The organism is Priestia endophytica (assembly GCF_026790145.1).
GTDB classification, from domain to species: Bacteria; Bacillota; Bacilli; order Bacillales; family Bacillaceae_H; genus Bacillus_I; species Bacillus_I endophytica_A.
Genome location: NZ_JALAMS010000019.1, coordinates 1 through 13,830 on the forward strand (window position 1 = coordinate 1; position 13,830 = coordinate 13,830).

Genomic DNA, 13,830 nt, shown 5'->3' on the forward strand with positions numbered 1-13,830 from the left:
TTTTTTCGGAGGTCTCCAAGGGGGAATCATTAGCCCTATTCTGTCCAACATATATCTAAACGAACTAGATGTTTATATGGAAAAGTATATAAAGAAGTTCAATAAAGGGAAAGCGAGAGCTAAAACTAAAGAACTAAGGTACCTCGAAACTAAAATGTACAGAATGAGAAAAGCCATGAAGGAAAGCTGGGACAGTCTTACAGTGGACGAAAAAGCCAAAGGTATATAAAGAATTACGAAATAAAGCCTTAAATACGCAATGTACAGAACCAATGGATGAAAATTTCAAAAGACTTCGGTATACCAGGTACGCTGATGATTTCTTAATCGGAGTTATTGGTAGCAAACAAGATTGCTTAACTATAAAAGAAGACATAAAAGAGTTCTTAACAAGTAAGCTAAAGCTAGACTTATCTCAAGAGAAAACACGCATCACAAACAGTTCAAAAAAGGCTAGATTTTTAGGATACGACATCACAGTTACCAGAAGTACACACATAGGTACCGACAAAAATGGACACACAAAACGAACTATGAATTATCTCTGTAAACTTCATATGCCTAAAGAGATATGGATTAAGAAGCTAATGGAATATAGTGCACTAAAAATAACTTTAGATGGAAAGTGGAAGTCTTGGCATAGAACATACTTAAAAGACCTTGATGATGTAGAAATCCTCAGCGTTTATAACGCAGAAATACGTGGATTATACAATTATTACAAACTTGCACACAATGTATCTAACCTTCATAAATTCTATCACTTTATGAAATTTAGTTTTGTGAAAACATTAGGTAGTAAATATCAAACATCAGTACCTAAAACTTTCACAAAATACAGTATAAATGGAGACTTATGTGTCAAGTACGAAACCAAGAAAGGTCAAAAGGTAATGTACTTCTATAACAAGGGGTTCAAAAAGGTGAAGAGATTGACAAGCGTTAAGAACATGGATGAACTCCCTAACACACTAAGGTTTGGTGGAACTACGAGTCTTATAAATAGATTGCAAGCTACCAAATGTGAATATTGTGGTAAAGAAGAAAAGGAGCTAGAAATGCATCATGTTCGTAAATTAAAAGATCTAAAGGGCAAGAAAATGTGGGAATACTTTATGATTGCAAGAAAAAGAAAAACAATTGCACTCTGTAAAGATTGCCATGTCGCCCTTCACAATGGGAAACTAGATTGACAAGTGGAAAGCCGTATACACCGAGAGGTGTACGTACGGTTTGGAGGAGAGTACTTGGAGACCTAACATAGTAATATGTCAAGGCGCTGGGTGCTTATCCTACATAGTAAACTTAGGAGGTATTTCAATGATGAATTATTTTAATCCCCTAGATAGACTACGAATGCCAGTCCCTTTTCAAGGATATTCTTATTATTATCCACAGTATAGAATCCCTGCACCACATTACCCACAAAGTTGGAATACATTCCATCCTTCCATTAAAACGAATAAAATACATTCTTTTTCTAGAAACTTCACCCCAACTCCCTACTTAAAAGAGAATGTGAGAGGATCATGGACACCTTTTTCATGGGTAGAGAAGTATGCCTATGCATTTTCGGGTCCGTATAATAAAGCTGAAGTTGCTCTCACATTTGATGATGGTCCAGATTTGGTGCATACTCCTCTCATATTAGATAAATTAAAAAAATATAATGTTAAAGCTACTTTTTTCTTATTAGGCGAAAATGTTGAGAGGTATCCTAATGTTGTAAAAAGAATAGCAGCAGAGGGACATATAGTCGGGAATCATTCGTATGATCATCCCAATTTCGTAAAGGTAAGCAATGAAGAATATCATCATCAAATTCAAAAAACAGGAGAAATGCTCCAAAATTTAATTGGATATTTTCCAAAATTCATCCGTCCCCCTTATGGCTTTATCAATGAAGAGCATCTGAAATGGGCTAATGAGCAAAGATTTATGATTATTCAATGGAATATAGATACATTAGACTGGAAAGGAATCAGTGCAGAGGCTATTACTGAAAAAGTATTTGCTAATGCTTTTCCTGGAAGGATAATCTTACAACATTCTGCGCCATCTGGAGCGAAATTAGAGGGTTCTGTGAAAGCTCTTGATCTAATCATTCCTCAACTTCAATCTAAAGGAACAAGATTTGTAATTCTTCCAGAAATGTTTTCTACTTCAAAGGAAAGATGAATAATTAAGGTTCTGGTGCAAAAACTTCAAGGTAATTTTAATTCATCTCTAAACCTTGGACATACTGATACTATTACTCTAAAAAATGGAAGGATATTTTTTATACAAGTAATATATCAATTAAAGGATATCGTTATCGTACTGAAAAGTTTTTAGTGCAAAAGAAAAAGAGCAGATTTACTTAGTATGCTCTTTTTTACTTTTAAATTTATGATAATTAATTATGAGAAATTACGTCAAATAAAAAGAAATTAATAGAGAAAAGTCGCTTATCCCTGAACCGACTCAAAAACCATCATTTTCGGTACTTTTTAAAAATGTTAAAACAGAGAGGAGGTTGCGAATAAATGTATTTAACCTAACAAGTGCACTACCTGAACAAGACATCAAAACATAATCATAATTTTGCAAACTAATATTTAAATTGAATACATGTAAATGAAGTGAGAATCATTGATGTTGCAATACTTCTCACTCCGAAGTTAAGATAACTGCGTAATGTTGAAAGTGCATCCATTTTGCACCTTATAAGGTACCCATATCCATCAGTCAATCTAGCTCCAAAGGCAAAAAAGCATATTCTCCGTCCTTAATAATTTCACATTTACGAACTGAAATAGGATGTTTAAAAATGGGCCCATCTATTACTGTGGTATGGAATTCTCCACCTTCTCCACAAGGGTCAATACCACGAGCTTCAAGCTCCTCCACGTATTCATGGGTTAGCATTCTCCCTAAATCGTCCTCTCGCATTCCCAATGATAAATTAACAGTTACAATGATTGTTACAAATCCTAGATTTATGAACTCTTTGACAGCTTTATGATGATTCATTTCCCATAAAGGCATTCCAAGCTTTAATCCGGCATTCTTCGTTACCTTTTCATGCCAACAGCCATGAGCAGGCATATCTAAGTCCCCAGTTACTAAAACTTCTGCTCCTTGATTTTTAGCTTTTTCTAAAAGGTGCATAAATACTTTTTCATAATCTGTCCAACTTGCAGCTGCAGTATATACGGGCAAGCCTATAGATTTAGCTTGGGCACGTATAAGTTCCGGAGGCATTCCATGAGATCTGGAACGTTTCCCTTCTTCCTCAAGCATGACGATCAGTCCAATCGCTTCTCCAACCTTTACTGCTTTATATAGAGCTAAAACACTATCCTTCCCTCCACTAAAAGAAGCTATAAATTTATGCCCACGAGCACTATTTTTCCAATCAATTAATTCTGCCATTCATATCTTTCTCCTTTATTCTAATGACTTTTTTTACGATGTTTGTTATTAGCCAATTTCATATATAAGGTTTCATGGCTCCATTTGTTTGATTTTATCACCATTGGACCTTATAGATAAGTATTATTGCACTTTGAGCCAAGAAACTTAAAATTTAATGATGGAAAAAAGGAAAGTTTAGGGCGCAATTCTTGAGAACTGCTTTTCTTAATTTATTGCACCCTATAACCGAGGGGAGAAATAAAGGGATTACAACTGCACAAGAGATGAAAGAAGCTAATATTAAAAACCATGCTTTATGGTACCGTTCTTCTAAACTTTGAATCGCACTACTATTTTCTTCATAAATGCTTGTTTTTTCGCAAAACAAATTATAAAGAGTAAGCAAAATAAAGACTAAATTTACAAGCTATTAGATTACATATTGACTAGTTCCTTTTAGGTCTTCCCTTTCAATAATAATTAGAGAGACAACGAAAATCACTAACTTTTAAGGTTTATGTAAGATTAAGATTAAAATAATGTAAGGTTAGTATCGTATAGTCATATTTGTAGAGGCTAATAGATGAAACTATCAAGAAGTTTTATTATAGAGCGTACCATATATCTTAAGAAGAGGAGGATTGAAACATATGAAAGGAAATAATATTTTATCATCATTATGTTATTTTAGTATATTTTCCGCACCATTTTTATTCCCGTTAATTGTGTATTTTATGGCTTCTAAGGATGTAAAAGTTCATGCAAAAAAGTCATTATGGCTACATTTGTTTCCCTATATTATTTTAGTGGTCGGTCTTGCTGGATCTGGATGGAGAGGAATTAGTGGATGGGATCAAATAAGAATTGGGTTTGCAGTCACTTATGTTATTTTTATTATTACTGGAGTATATCTCTTCTTTTGGAATATAGTCAAAGGAATAAAAGTATTAACAGATCATTAAAAGGGGGACATAGAGTGTGTAAGCACAAGCTTACTCAAACTATTTTAAGACTCCCTCTTTCCACTTATCTTAAAGAAGAAGCTGATTTATAACGGTTTTGATGCGAAGGTTATATTTACTTCTTAAAATTTTTTTGGATAAAAAAGTGAAAATATAATAAAAGGGGTTTACTTGCCTAATGAATAGGGTACATGCCAGTGAATCCGCATTTATGGGAATTTAAGTAAAAGAAAGGATGGTAAAGAATGAAAAAGCTAGTCGTTGGTACAGTCGCAATGTTATCATTAGCAGGGGTTTCTGGACAAGTTTCAGCAGCAGAACCAGCAGCAATAAAAACTAGCACTGTGGGGACTGAAAATTCCATTAAGGTACAAGCAGCTGAGACACAAATAGCAGCTGTTACCTCATTATCAACTCCTCAGGAAGGACAGAAAAATCGGTCTAGTGGAAACTTTAGCGTTGAAAATCTACCAGCAGGCACTTACGCATTAAAATTTGTAGTAGAAGGGGGCAATTCTGGTACGCATTTTAATGTCATGAAAGATGTTTCAGGAGGAACTGACCCAACAATTTGGTCTAATGTTTATAGTGGCAACACTACCGATGTACAAACCGATCGTTCATTCTATATTGCAAATCCATCAGGAACAAACTCCAACTTTACTGTTAAAGTATATGCTCTGCATTAAGGAAAAAGAGGCATAGATACGTATCAAAATGTGGATTCGTTAATCAAAGTAGACCATTTCAGGACTTATTGAGGGGAAAAACTTTAAAATAACACCACTGTCAGAAAGTAAGGAGAGCAAGTTCGTTCAGATCTAACGAACTTGCTCTCTTTTGTGCTTATGTATATTTTGATGGGCCGTTTATTATTTTTAAGGTTATGTTAAATCTTAATATTGATTTATACTTGGATCTACAGCTTGATAGTACTCAATTTGTGCTTCACTCATTTTTCTTCCTTATTTAATCTTTGCCGGACCCTTACAATTCTTTTTACATAGAAAATCTTAAATATTTCATGTTGATTACTTAGTGATTTGTATAATTTTGGTTTTTATAGCTGTATACATTACTTATGGTCGTTCAGGCTGCCTGGATAGTTCTTTCTACAGTTAATAAGAGATCCTTCTTAATAAGCAGACAAATAAGGAGGGAACCATGGTATGAAAAAGATAAGTTTTCTTCTAATCTTAGTATTGATTTGTATAGTAGGTGTTGGCTTTATGCAATCAAATACTCAAAAAACAAACAAGGTTTATAAAGAAGAATCTGACCCCATCATATTAGATAAGGAGATCATCTCTTTATTTAAGGAAGGAAAAGTTAAGGATATTCCTTTTCCACTTAATGATTTCTCTGTTAAACAAGTAACTAAAAAATGGGGAAATCCTAATGAACAGATTGTAGGAAATTTGTTTAACATAATGAGTGTTATAGACAGTAGCATATAAAAAAGCCTGCATTCTTTTGATGCAGGCTCTCCCTGTGCTCTCGTTACTATATTTCTTTATGATTTTTTATCTTTAGGAGTACTTCTAAGGATAAAAACAACTACACTCTAGTGGTGAAAACCCTTATCGTCTTCTGGATCCCTCCGTATAGGTCCCTCCAAAGAATTCAAATATTCAACGGCTTGCTTAAGATTTACCAAGAATAAATGAGCAAGATCCCTAGAAAATCCATTTCGAACTACAACTCGCATAATGGTTACCTCTTCCATGTCTGCAGGTAACGGATAAGCTGGTACTTGCCATCCATACGTACGTAATTGCCGAGACAAGTCATAAAGCGTCCATTTTGATGTGTATTCATCTTTCAATTGCCAAGCCAATACCGGAATTGCTGAACCATCAGAAATCACTTCAAATGGTTCCATGTCTTGGATCTCCTTACTCAGAAAACACGCTGTTTCTTGAGAGCTCTTTTGCACCTCATAATATCCATCTTTTCCTAGACGCAGAAAATTATAATATTGCAGGAGTACTTGTGCACCAGGTCGTGAGAAATTCAAAGCAAAGGTCGGCATGTTCCCTCCCAAATACGACACTTTGAAGATAAGATCCTCGGGTAGATCTTCTTTTTCCCTCCATATTACCCACCCGAGTCCAGGATAGACTAATCCATATTTATGTCCCGAAACATTGATGGACTTTACCCGTGGTAATCGAAAATCCCAGACTAGATCTGGTTGAAGAAACGGTGCAATAAATCCTCCTGAAGCAGCATCCACATGAATGGGAATATCTAGACCTGTCTTTTCCTGTAAATTATCCAAAGCTTTCGCAATGGCAGAGATCGGCTCATAAAGACCGGTATAAGTTACACCGAGGATCGGCACCACAGCAATCGTATTTTCGTCTACAGCATCGAGCACCCCTTGCGGATCCAGGTATGGATGCTCTGGACTAATATTCACATAACGTGCTTCCACATCCCAATAATTTGCGAATTTCTCCCAAACAACTTGGACAGCCGAACTAAACACAATGTTTGGACGTTCAGTCGATAGACCTTGGCTCTTTCGTGCTTTTTGCCAACGTCGCTTTAACGCAAGTCCACCAAGCATGCATGCTTCAGATGAACCTGTCGTTGAAACGCCCATCGTAGTATCTGGGTGAGGTGAATTCCAAAGATCTGCTAAAATACGTATACAACGTTCCTCAATTGCTGCTGTCTGCGGATACTCATCTTTGTCAATCATATTCTTATCAAAAGATTGAGCATATAAACGCTCTGCGGCAGGCTCCATCCATGTGGTAACGAATGTAGCTAAATTGAGGCGAGCACTCCCATCTAGGGTAATTTCATCATGGATAATTTGATATGCCGTTTCCGGTAACATGCCTTGGTTGCGAATACGCAGGCGTGGGATAGTTTCTTCTCCTTCACGAGAATACAAAGGATTAACAGAAAATTCTTTAGGTAATTTCATTTGTTCGCGATGCGGGTGCCATTTTGGCATACGGTATCATCTCCTCCAACGTAATTAACACGACTATTCATTTTAGCGCTAATATACTAGCATGTTGTAAAAAAAATCTAAACCTTTTAAGTGTCCAATCCCTAATCAAGCTGACAGTAAATTGGGTTTCTCTCCTAAATAATAAATTCACTGAAGCATCACGACGGACGTACATGGCGATCAACAGATCAAGATTATTAGATAAGTTCGCTCAGTAACATTCTTCCTTTCTTTATCAGCGATTAAACATTTAGGGCTTGGAATCCCCTTTAGTTAAATGTCCACTCTTATGTAGGAATACTATATAAAGGTTTAGTTAACATAATCTTTGCTATAAGAAATAAAAGTCCAGTAGATATTAATATCTACTGGACTTTTTCCTAACTATTTATTTGGGTATCAACAATACTCTAGTACTCTATAATCGCTCCCAATAATTAAAGAATGGAGATAAAACTTTTCTCTAGTTGATCCGTTTCTCGAATTTAGCTGTCTGGAAAAAATTTAGACCCTTAACGAGCCACGAAAACCTCTGGCGGCATAGTAGGATTCTGCTCCATTGTGATACACGAAGACGTGACCGTAGCGACGATCGCAAAAAAGTGCACCGCCGAGCTCTCTAATATCAATAGGTGTTTGCACCCAACTCGATGTTTTCATATCGAAATTTTCAAGTTTCTGCAACGCTCGATATTGTTCTTCAGTCAAAAGTTCTATGCCCATAGCAGTTGCCATATCAATTGCATTATTTTCAGGCTTATGTTTTTTTCTTGACTCTAGCGCTTCACGGTCGTAACAAACACTTCTACGGCCTTTAGGAGTTTCTGCTGAACAGTCACAAAAAATGTATTCATCCTTCTCTTTATTATAATCCACAACATCTGGTTCACCGTCAGTGCTTTCCATTTCATTGAGAGACCAAAGTTTTTCAGTATTCTCATCCAGCTTTGCTTGGACTTTAGCCCATTCAATATCTTTATGACGGTTCATGTTTTTCTCAAAACGGGCTTTCAATACTCTGAGTAATTCTGCACTTTGTTCTTGTGGCAACTCCTTTTTATCACTGATTTTATTTCCCTTTGTCATATTAGTTCCCCCTTATGGTTTTTAATCATAATAGCTTACTTTTAATAATGTACAGGAACACGATCTAAATTCTTTTTCTTGGCTACAAAATAGCGACTATAACTATCTAAAAGTTCGTGTGTATCTGGATCAATGATAATCGGTTTATCTACAGTTCCATTCTTCTCAATACTTTCTTCTACCGCCTTTTGTTTTGCTATTCCTGGTGTAAATTGAAGAAAGGTTTCTGGAACCTTAATTTCCTCTAAGGACATCCAGTCTCTCGTCCCCTTTGGAACAAGGAGAGGCTTTTTCTCTTGCTCTTGTTTACTTTCTTCTTGAGGTTGACTTTCCTCTTGTTTTTTAGCCCTTGAACCCCTTTTAGGAGTTTGTTTTGTTTGTTTCTTCTCTTTGTCCCTGATTTCTTGTATCTGCATACAGATGACGCCTATCTCTCCTGCACATTGCTCAAACGGAATATCCAAACAAGGCTCTCCTTGAACAAGGAAACGCTGTTAAGAAAATCCCTCCTGGTTTATGTTTAATTTCTTAAATTGTTTTTGACTCAGAACAACGGTATAGGTAATTGCATTACTCTGAAAAGGAACGCCCTTTGGAGCATTCGGACTTCCCTTTTCCTCCATATCAAAAGTCAAGTACTTGCCATAGTCTTGAATTAAGCTCGTCGGACAGCCAGTTACACTAATTTTATGAGCCATCGTTCTCCCTCCTTCTCTTTCTATATGTCTAGTATATATACCTTTATATACAATTGGATAGAGCTAATATCCAAAAAACAACAGAACAAAGGGGTTATCTTTTTTTATTAAATTACTATATTATCAATCCCCTTCCATATTTGCTACAATAAAGAAATTAAAGGGAAATAAGTGTTCTTGAATTGAAAAGTACAGGAATTGTAAGGAAAGTCAATCAATTAGGACATATTGTCATTTCAAGAAGCCAAGAGAACATCTAAATAAAATTGTATTCCTTTTTATTAATAGAATTGGGGGCTGTGCATGTAATGGGATTTTTTAAACGTTTTTTTAAGAAAGTAGAAGATGTGAATAAAAGGGAAGCTGCTGCTTCTGAACTTAAATCTGAGTTTTATTTAGAGTCACCAGAAGAAGAAGCAATGAATCTCTGGGTGGAAACGGCACAAAATATTATCATAAATGTGGTTAAAGTGACTAACAACTCCGTTGACCGTGCTTTTGTCTTAGTAAATATGGGGGAACAACCCTCTTTTGATGTTTTTTATCAAATAGATGGCCGTTTAGTTATGTGGAATCAACTTGAAGATACTTTTATAAAAGAAGAGATTGAAAATGAATTATTACCGCAAGCATCTACTGTCGCTTCATCGATAAATGGGAACTTCGCACAAGTTGAACACCCGAAGATTGCATTTGCTGAGCTACAATTTGAATGGGCAACTGGAGCTTGGTTTTCCCATGTAATTTGGGAAGATGATGACCATGCAAATCTAGCAAAAGAAGAAATTTCAAGTAAATGGTTTAACAACTTAAGCACTGAAATTAAAACCCAACCATTAGATAGTGATACCAAACTCTTATGGTACCCTTAAGGTCTACTTTAGAAGGACATTAAATATATGATGACAGGTCTGAATTTTACATTTATCTTTTGTTTTATGGGTAAATCCCCCACTCATTGTAGAATTCAGGCCTCTTTTAACGCTTGGTTTTCATTGTTTATATCTTTTTATCAATTTTAAAACATAGAGTGCTAGTAGACTACCCTGTCCGCCAGTTTATTCTTGACTTGAATAATGACATTTTAAGATAAGGCTATTTTAATTTTCTGGTGATACCCCTACCATTAGCATTGAGGTAAACCAAAGACAGATAGGGTTAATAGTATCTGTTTTCCTTCTTTCATATTTATCAAAATAGGGATTTTTTCTTTCTTTCCTTTAAGATCCCGCCAGTCCAACCTCTAAATCTCAAATAAAAGTAAATAGCGATAGTACTAACAAAAATCAAAATAAGAGAACCTAAATATCCAAATTTCCATTCAAGTTCTGGCATATGTTTAAAATTCATTCCCCAAAGGGCTCCTAGGGCCATCACTGGCGTAAAAATAGTTGTAATAACTGTTAGTGTTTTCATAATTTCGTTCCCCCTATAAGAAGAAATCGCTTCTTCTAAATGGAGTAACGTCTCCATTTCTCCTTGATAATGTTGAACTAACGTCATTGCCCTTTTAATACGTAATCTCGCCCTATTAAATTCTAAAGTTTTTACCACCTGATTAAGGAATGTTTCTTCAATCGCGTTAATTAATTCTTCCATTAGGATAAGTAAACTTTTTGACGTAATCAATTCCTGACGATATCGAAAAATTTGATCTAATTTATTTTTATTATTATTTCTTTGCAACTTCCCAACAATGTTTTTCAATCGGACTTCGAAATCATCTATTCTTATTAAAAAACGATTAGTAATCTCACTCAATAATATACAAAAATTCTCTACCCCATTCCTTGATAACTGCATACGATGTAACATTTGATTTTTTTGTTTCGATTCGTTCATCTCGAGGCCAACCGTAATAAAAAAATCTTTACAAGTATAAAAGTGAAACACTTTATACTCATTCTCTTTTTGGGAATTTTGATGATAAATTAATGAACTTCTCACATGGAGATAATCTGGAGTGATAGCTATTTTTAAATTATTCTTATTAGACTCATTTATTTCTTTTAGCCAATCTTCACCTTCCGGTATGTTGTTAGCTATTTCTGATATCTCTTTTTTATCTTGGAAATCAAATTCTAACCATTCTTCATTTTTATTAAGAGGATAATCCAAATTTAACACCTCTTTCTATCATTGAATAATCCTTTAGTGTTTATTATCCAATTTAATAGAATGTAAACCCTGTTCATTTTCCTAGCATAAATTCTAGATTCAAGCTTAAGTCATCTATTCTTCCTTGAAAAGTATATTAATCAGAGTGGAGTAATTTATAATTTGGGAGAAGCCTTTATAATATCAAAAACATTTTTATGATACATAGATTTCCCCCTTAATTTGATACGAAAATTAGGGGGAATTGAAAAGGAGGCACTAAATGTAGTACCCCCTATATTCTCCCTCTTCCATCTATTAAAAAGATTCATTTAGAATTAGTCATTCAAAAAGGATAGCAATGCTTCATTAAATTGTTTAGGATGTGTTATATTGAGCCCATATGGAAGCTATCGTCAGCCCAATTCGATATTTTAGTTCAAGTAGGTTCCTATGAACGTTTGACTTAACAAGAACTAGCAAACAAGCTTTTTGTTACAAAAGGCAACATTACTCAACTGTTAAGTAAAATGGAAGAGGTGGGATTGATTAAACGGGAACAGGAATGGAAAACAAAATATCTTTCATTGACTAAGGAAGAAAAAGAGTTTTTTATGAAATTGTCCCAAAGCAAGAACATTTTCAGGCATCACAATTTTCCAACTTGAATTACAAGGAAAAAAAACAGCTTTTACATTTACTTAGCAAAATTAAAAAACCATAGGAGCTAATCACATATCAGCAATAATGGTAAAAGAGCTTGTAAACTATTGAGTACTGGTAATAAAACTACAATAACCTTAGCCTCCACTATAGCTTTTTTCTCCTTCTGACCTATTTCTTTTAGCTCCGCCAAAGTTGAAATGATTTCACTATAACCCAATCATATGTATGAATATAGTGTTTTTATCTTCCTAGGTTTATTACTTAGCAAATTTAAAAGATTAACAAGTAAATTTTAATCTATCAAAAAGAATGTAGGACTCTTCGCAAGTATATAAAAAGGTTAATTTTAATAAGTTATTTTGGATAGTATTGATATAAATTAATAGATAGCAAAAGAGGAAAAAACGTATTTTATTATCAATTTTAGATTTATATTGTTGATAGCGCTTACAAAATCCTTTATAATTGGATTAGATTATTAGAATAGGACGATTTATGAAAGGAGAAATGAGAAAATGAAACATATTATATCTTATAAGATCCACCTTCCAACATTTACATTGAGGAAAACTTTAGAGCTTTACCAGCTATGTCAAACAATTGAAAGTAAAATCTATCTAATTGCAAATGGACGGACATGCGAAATTAATCATTTGCCAAAACTTGTTTCCTTTATTTTAACCCTGAAATACCGGAATATTCTTATTGTTTTAGAAGGAAAAGAGGCACCATCTGATGGAGAACAGATGAAGCATTTCTTTAAACAGCAAAAAAGACGATGCCCTGCTTAGCTTAAGAGGAATTGGCTTTTTTATTGTTTAGATTCAAGGTTATAGAACGGGGATAAATCAAACTTTACTTCAAAGCTACACTTTTTTTGTAATTATTACAGTTTCATATGACTATAAGCAATAGCTATAAAGTAAAAAGAAGAGGTGAAGATAATGAATACATTCGTTATCCATATACTTGGATGGATATTACTTATTCTTTCCATCCTTTTATATGTTGCTACACAATCACAATTAGTTACAGTGTTAATCGCCTTTACCGGTTTATTTTCTATTTCATATGGTCTTTTATATCAAAGTAGCGCTGATAAGCGAAGCAGTTAGGTATCCCAAAATGAGATATTTTTTCTATCCAAGTATTAGATAAAGATTTATTACAAAAGCCTAAACAAACATAGAAGTTAATAAAAAGACATTACTGGATACGAGTAATGTCTTTTTTGATAGTTACATTGCAATCATATACTTTTACCGATAACTCATTTTTCTTACAAAGGCATCCACTGTTCTAATCCTCTTTATATTTTTCTTTTACAATACTAGAACCAATCGCTGCACCAACTGTTAAAATTAAAACTCCAAAATTCCATAAAAACCATCCATTATAAAAAGTGAAATCTAAAGCAGTAAATTTATTTAGAATAATGATCACCATTTTAATTACCCAAAAGATTACACCTATTAAAAATAATACATCAAACATAAATTTTAGCTTCGGATACGCCAATTGCTTGCTATCTTTAATGACTTTCTCTGTCAATTCCTCATCACTCCTTAATAATTCATCAATGGTTACCTTAAAAAGATCACTTATTTTAATAATAATTTCGATACTGGGATAGTTCTGACCATTTTCCCACTTAGAGACAGATTGACGACTGACAAAAAGTTTTTGAGCTAATTCTTCTTGAGACCATCCCTTATTTATTCTCTCTTTTTTTAATCTCTGACCAAAAATCATATACGTAATCACCTTTTCGTAATATATAGTCCATTATTGTTAATTCTAGTGCTGAAAGTAAAGATAATAATCGTTGCTATCCCCCGCAACCCATGGTTGCCACCTATAAATCTTGGGTTACTCCCCATTTTATAAGGTCATTATGTTTAATATTAATTTGATTAGACAATATAATGTTTTATTCAGTCGGGTAAGCAGGGGGCAT

At 34.3% G+C, this 13,830-nt stretch carries 13 protein-coding genes and 3 pseudogenes; 9 read left to right on the plus strand and 7 right to left on the minus strand.

Annotated features, from left to right (window positions below; all coding sequences use genetic code 11):
- The 3 genes and pseudogenes from MOC86_RS16190 to MOC86_RS16200 form a co-directional block, all read left to right on the plus strand.
- Positions 1-229: pseudogene (locus tag MOC86_RS16190) on the plus strand (group II intron reverse transcriptase/maturase); the annotation flags it as partial.
- Positions 230-272: 43 nt separating this feature from the next.
- Complete coding sequence (locus MOC86_RS16195) at positions 273-1,193, plus strand: group II intron reverse transcriptase/maturase (protein ID WP_268585095.1); 921 nt, start codon at positions 273-275, stop codon at positions 1,191-1,193.
- 163 nt (positions 1,194-1,356) lie between these two features.
- A pseudogene (locus tag MOC86_RS16200) lies at positions 1,357-2,163 on the plus strand (peptidoglycan-N-acetylglucosamine deacetylase); the annotation flags it as partial.
- A gap of 564 nt (positions 2,164-2,727) precedes the next feature.
- Here MOC86_RS16200 and MOC86_RS16205 read toward each other — a convergent pair.
- The gene (locus MOC86_RS16205) at positions 2,728-3,414 is read right to left on the minus strand and encodes a diphthine--ammonia ligase (protein ID WP_268585096.1); all 687 of its coding nucleotides are present in this window, start codon (positions 3,412-3,414) and stop codon (positions 2,728-2,730) included.
- 632 nt (positions 3,415-4,046) lie between these two features.
- Between MOC86_RS16205 and MOC86_RS16210 the strand changes: the two genes are divergently transcribed.
- The 3 genes from MOC86_RS16210 (at position 4,047) to MOC86_RS16220 (ending at position 5,815) form a co-directional block, all read left to right on the plus strand.
- The gene (locus MOC86_RS16210) at positions 4,047-4,358 is read left to right on the plus strand and encodes a DUF4870 domain-containing protein (protein ID WP_268585097.1); all 312 of its coding nucleotides are present in this window, start codon (positions 4,047-4,049) and stop codon (positions 4,356-4,358) included.
- Between the two features lie 245 nt (positions 4,359-4,603).
- Complete coding sequence (locus MOC86_RS16215; RefSeq protein WP_268585098.1) at positions 4,604-5,047, plus strand: DeoR family transcriptional regulator; 444 nt, start codon at positions 4,604-4,606, stop codon at positions 5,045-5,047.
- A 480-nt stretch (positions 5,048-5,527) separates the two neighbouring features.
- Positions 5,528-5,815, plus strand: a complete 288-nt coding sequence (locus MOC86_RS16220) for a hypothetical protein (protein WP_268585099.1) — start codon at positions 5,528-5,530, stop codon at positions 5,813-5,815.
- 107 nt (positions 5,816-5,922) lie between these two features.
- Here the strand turns inward: MOC86_RS16220 and MOC86_RS16225 are convergent, their stop codons facing one another.
- The 4 genes from MOC86_RS16225 to MOC86_RS16240 all read right to left on the minus strand — a co-directional run bounded on the left by MOC86_RS16225 (position 5,923) and on the right by MOC86_RS16240 (position 9,110).
- Positions 5,923-7,326 carry a glutamate decarboxylase gene (locus MOC86_RS16225; RefSeq protein ID WP_268585100.1) on the minus strand — a complete coding sequence of 468 codons (1,404 nt, stop codon included), beginning with the start codon at positions 7,324-7,326 and terminating at the stop codon, positions 5,923-5,925.
- A 504-nt stretch (positions 7,327-7,830) separates the two neighbouring features.
- Positions 7,831-8,412 carry a DUF4256 domain-containing protein gene (locus MOC86_RS16230; RefSeq protein WP_268585101.1) on the minus strand — a complete coding sequence of 194 codons (582 nt, stop codon included), beginning with the start codon at positions 8,410-8,412 and terminating at the stop codon, positions 7,831-7,833.
- Positions 8,413-8,453: 41 nt separating this feature from the next.
- On the minus strand, positions 8,454-8,876 hold the full coding sequence (locus MOC86_RS16235) for a plasmid stabilization protein (RefSeq protein WP_268585102.1): 423 nt from the start codon (positions 8,874-8,876) through the stop codon (positions 8,454-8,456).
- A 30-nt stretch (positions 8,877-8,906) separates the two neighbouring features.
- Positions 8,907-9,110: a hypothetical protein gene (locus MOC86_RS16240; protein WP_268585103.1), complete on the minus strand. Its 204-nt coding sequence runs from the start codon at positions 9,108-9,110 to the stop codon at positions 8,907-8,909.
- A gap of 308 nt (positions 9,111-9,418) precedes the next feature.
- Here MOC86_RS16240 and MOC86_RS16245 point away from each other — a divergent pair, with 308 nt between their 5' ends.
- The gene (locus MOC86_RS16245; protein WP_268585104.1) at positions 9,419-9,982 is read left to right on the plus strand and encodes a hypothetical protein; all 564 of its coding nucleotides are present in this window, start codon (positions 9,419-9,421) and stop codon (positions 9,980-9,982) included.
- Between the two features lie 319 nt (positions 9,983-10,301).
- Here MOC86_RS16245 and MOC86_RS16250 read toward each other — a convergent pair whose 3' ends face one another.
- Positions 10,302-11,228, minus strand: a complete 927-nt coding sequence (locus MOC86_RS16250; RefSeq protein WP_268585105.1) for a magnesium transporter CorA family protein — start codon at positions 11,226-11,228, stop codon at positions 10,302-10,304.
- Positions 11,229-11,611: 383 nt separating this feature from the next.
- On the opposite strand from MOC86_RS16250, the pseudogene MOC86_RS16255 reads away from it, so the two are divergent.
- A pseudogene (locus MOC86_RS16255) lies at positions 11,612-11,931 on the plus strand (MarR family winged helix-turn-helix transcriptional regulator); the annotation flags it as partial.
- Between the two features lie 457 nt (positions 11,932-12,388).
- A complete protein-coding gene (locus MOC86_RS16260; RefSeq protein WP_268585106.1) occupies positions 12,389-12,664 on the plus strand; it encodes a hypothetical protein in 276 nt (91 codons plus the stop codon).
- Positions 12,665-13,172: 508 nt separating this feature from the next.
- On the opposite strand, the gene MOC86_RS16265 is transcribed toward MOC86_RS16260, so the two are convergent.
- Positions 13,173-13,625, minus strand: coding sequence for a helix-turn-helix domain-containing protein (locus MOC86_RS16265; protein WP_268585107.1), 453 nt, complete (start codon positions 13,623-13,625; stop codon positions 13,173-13,175).
- Positions 13,626-13,830: the final 205 nt, after the last annotated feature.

Bases quoted from the DNA above. Each gene is read 5' to 3' on its own strand.
- MOC86_RS16260 (WP_268585106.1), top strand. From the start codon at position 12,389: ATGAAACATATTATATCTTATAAGATCCACCTTCCAACATTTACATTG.
- MOC86_RS16220 (WP_268585099.1), top strand. From the start codon at position 5,528: ATGAAAAAGATAAGTTTTCTTCTAATCTTAGTATTGATTTGTATAGTA.
- MOC86_RS16205 (WP_268585096.1), bottom strand. From the start codon at position 3,414: ATGGCAGAATTAATTGATTGGAAAAATAGTGCTCGTGGGCATAAATTT.
- MOC86_RS16245 (WP_268585104.1), top strand. From the start codon at position 9,419: ATGGGATTTTTTAAACGTTTTTTTAAGAAAGTAGAAGATGTGAATAAA.
- MOC86_RS16195 (WP_268585095.1), top strand. From the start codon at position 273: ATGGATGAAAATTTCAAAAGACTTCGGTATACCAGGTACGCTGATGAT.
- MOC86_RS16230 (WP_268585101.1), bottom strand. From the start codon at position 8,412: ATGACAAAGGGAAATAAAATCAGTGATAAAAAGGAGTTGCCACAAGAA.
- MOC86_RS16240 (WP_268585103.1), bottom strand. From the start codon at position 9,110: ATGGCTCATAAAATTAGTGTAACTGGCTGTCCGACGAGCTTAATTCAA.
- MOC86_RS16225 (WP_268585100.1), bottom strand. From the start codon at position 7,326: ATGCCAAAATGGCACCCGCATCGCGAACAAATGAAATTACCTAAAGAA.
- MOC86_RS16210 (WP_268585097.1), top strand. From the start codon at position 4,047: ATGAAAGGAAATAATATTTTATCATCATTATGTTATTTTAGTATATTT.
- MOC86_RS16265 (WP_268585107.1), bottom strand. From the start codon at position 13,625: ATGATTTTTGGTCAGAGATTAAAAAAAGAGAGAATAAATAAGGGATGG.
- MOC86_RS16215 (WP_268585098.1), top strand. From the start codon at position 4,604: ATGAAAAAGCTAGTCGTTGGTACAGTCGCAATGTTATCATTAGCAGGG.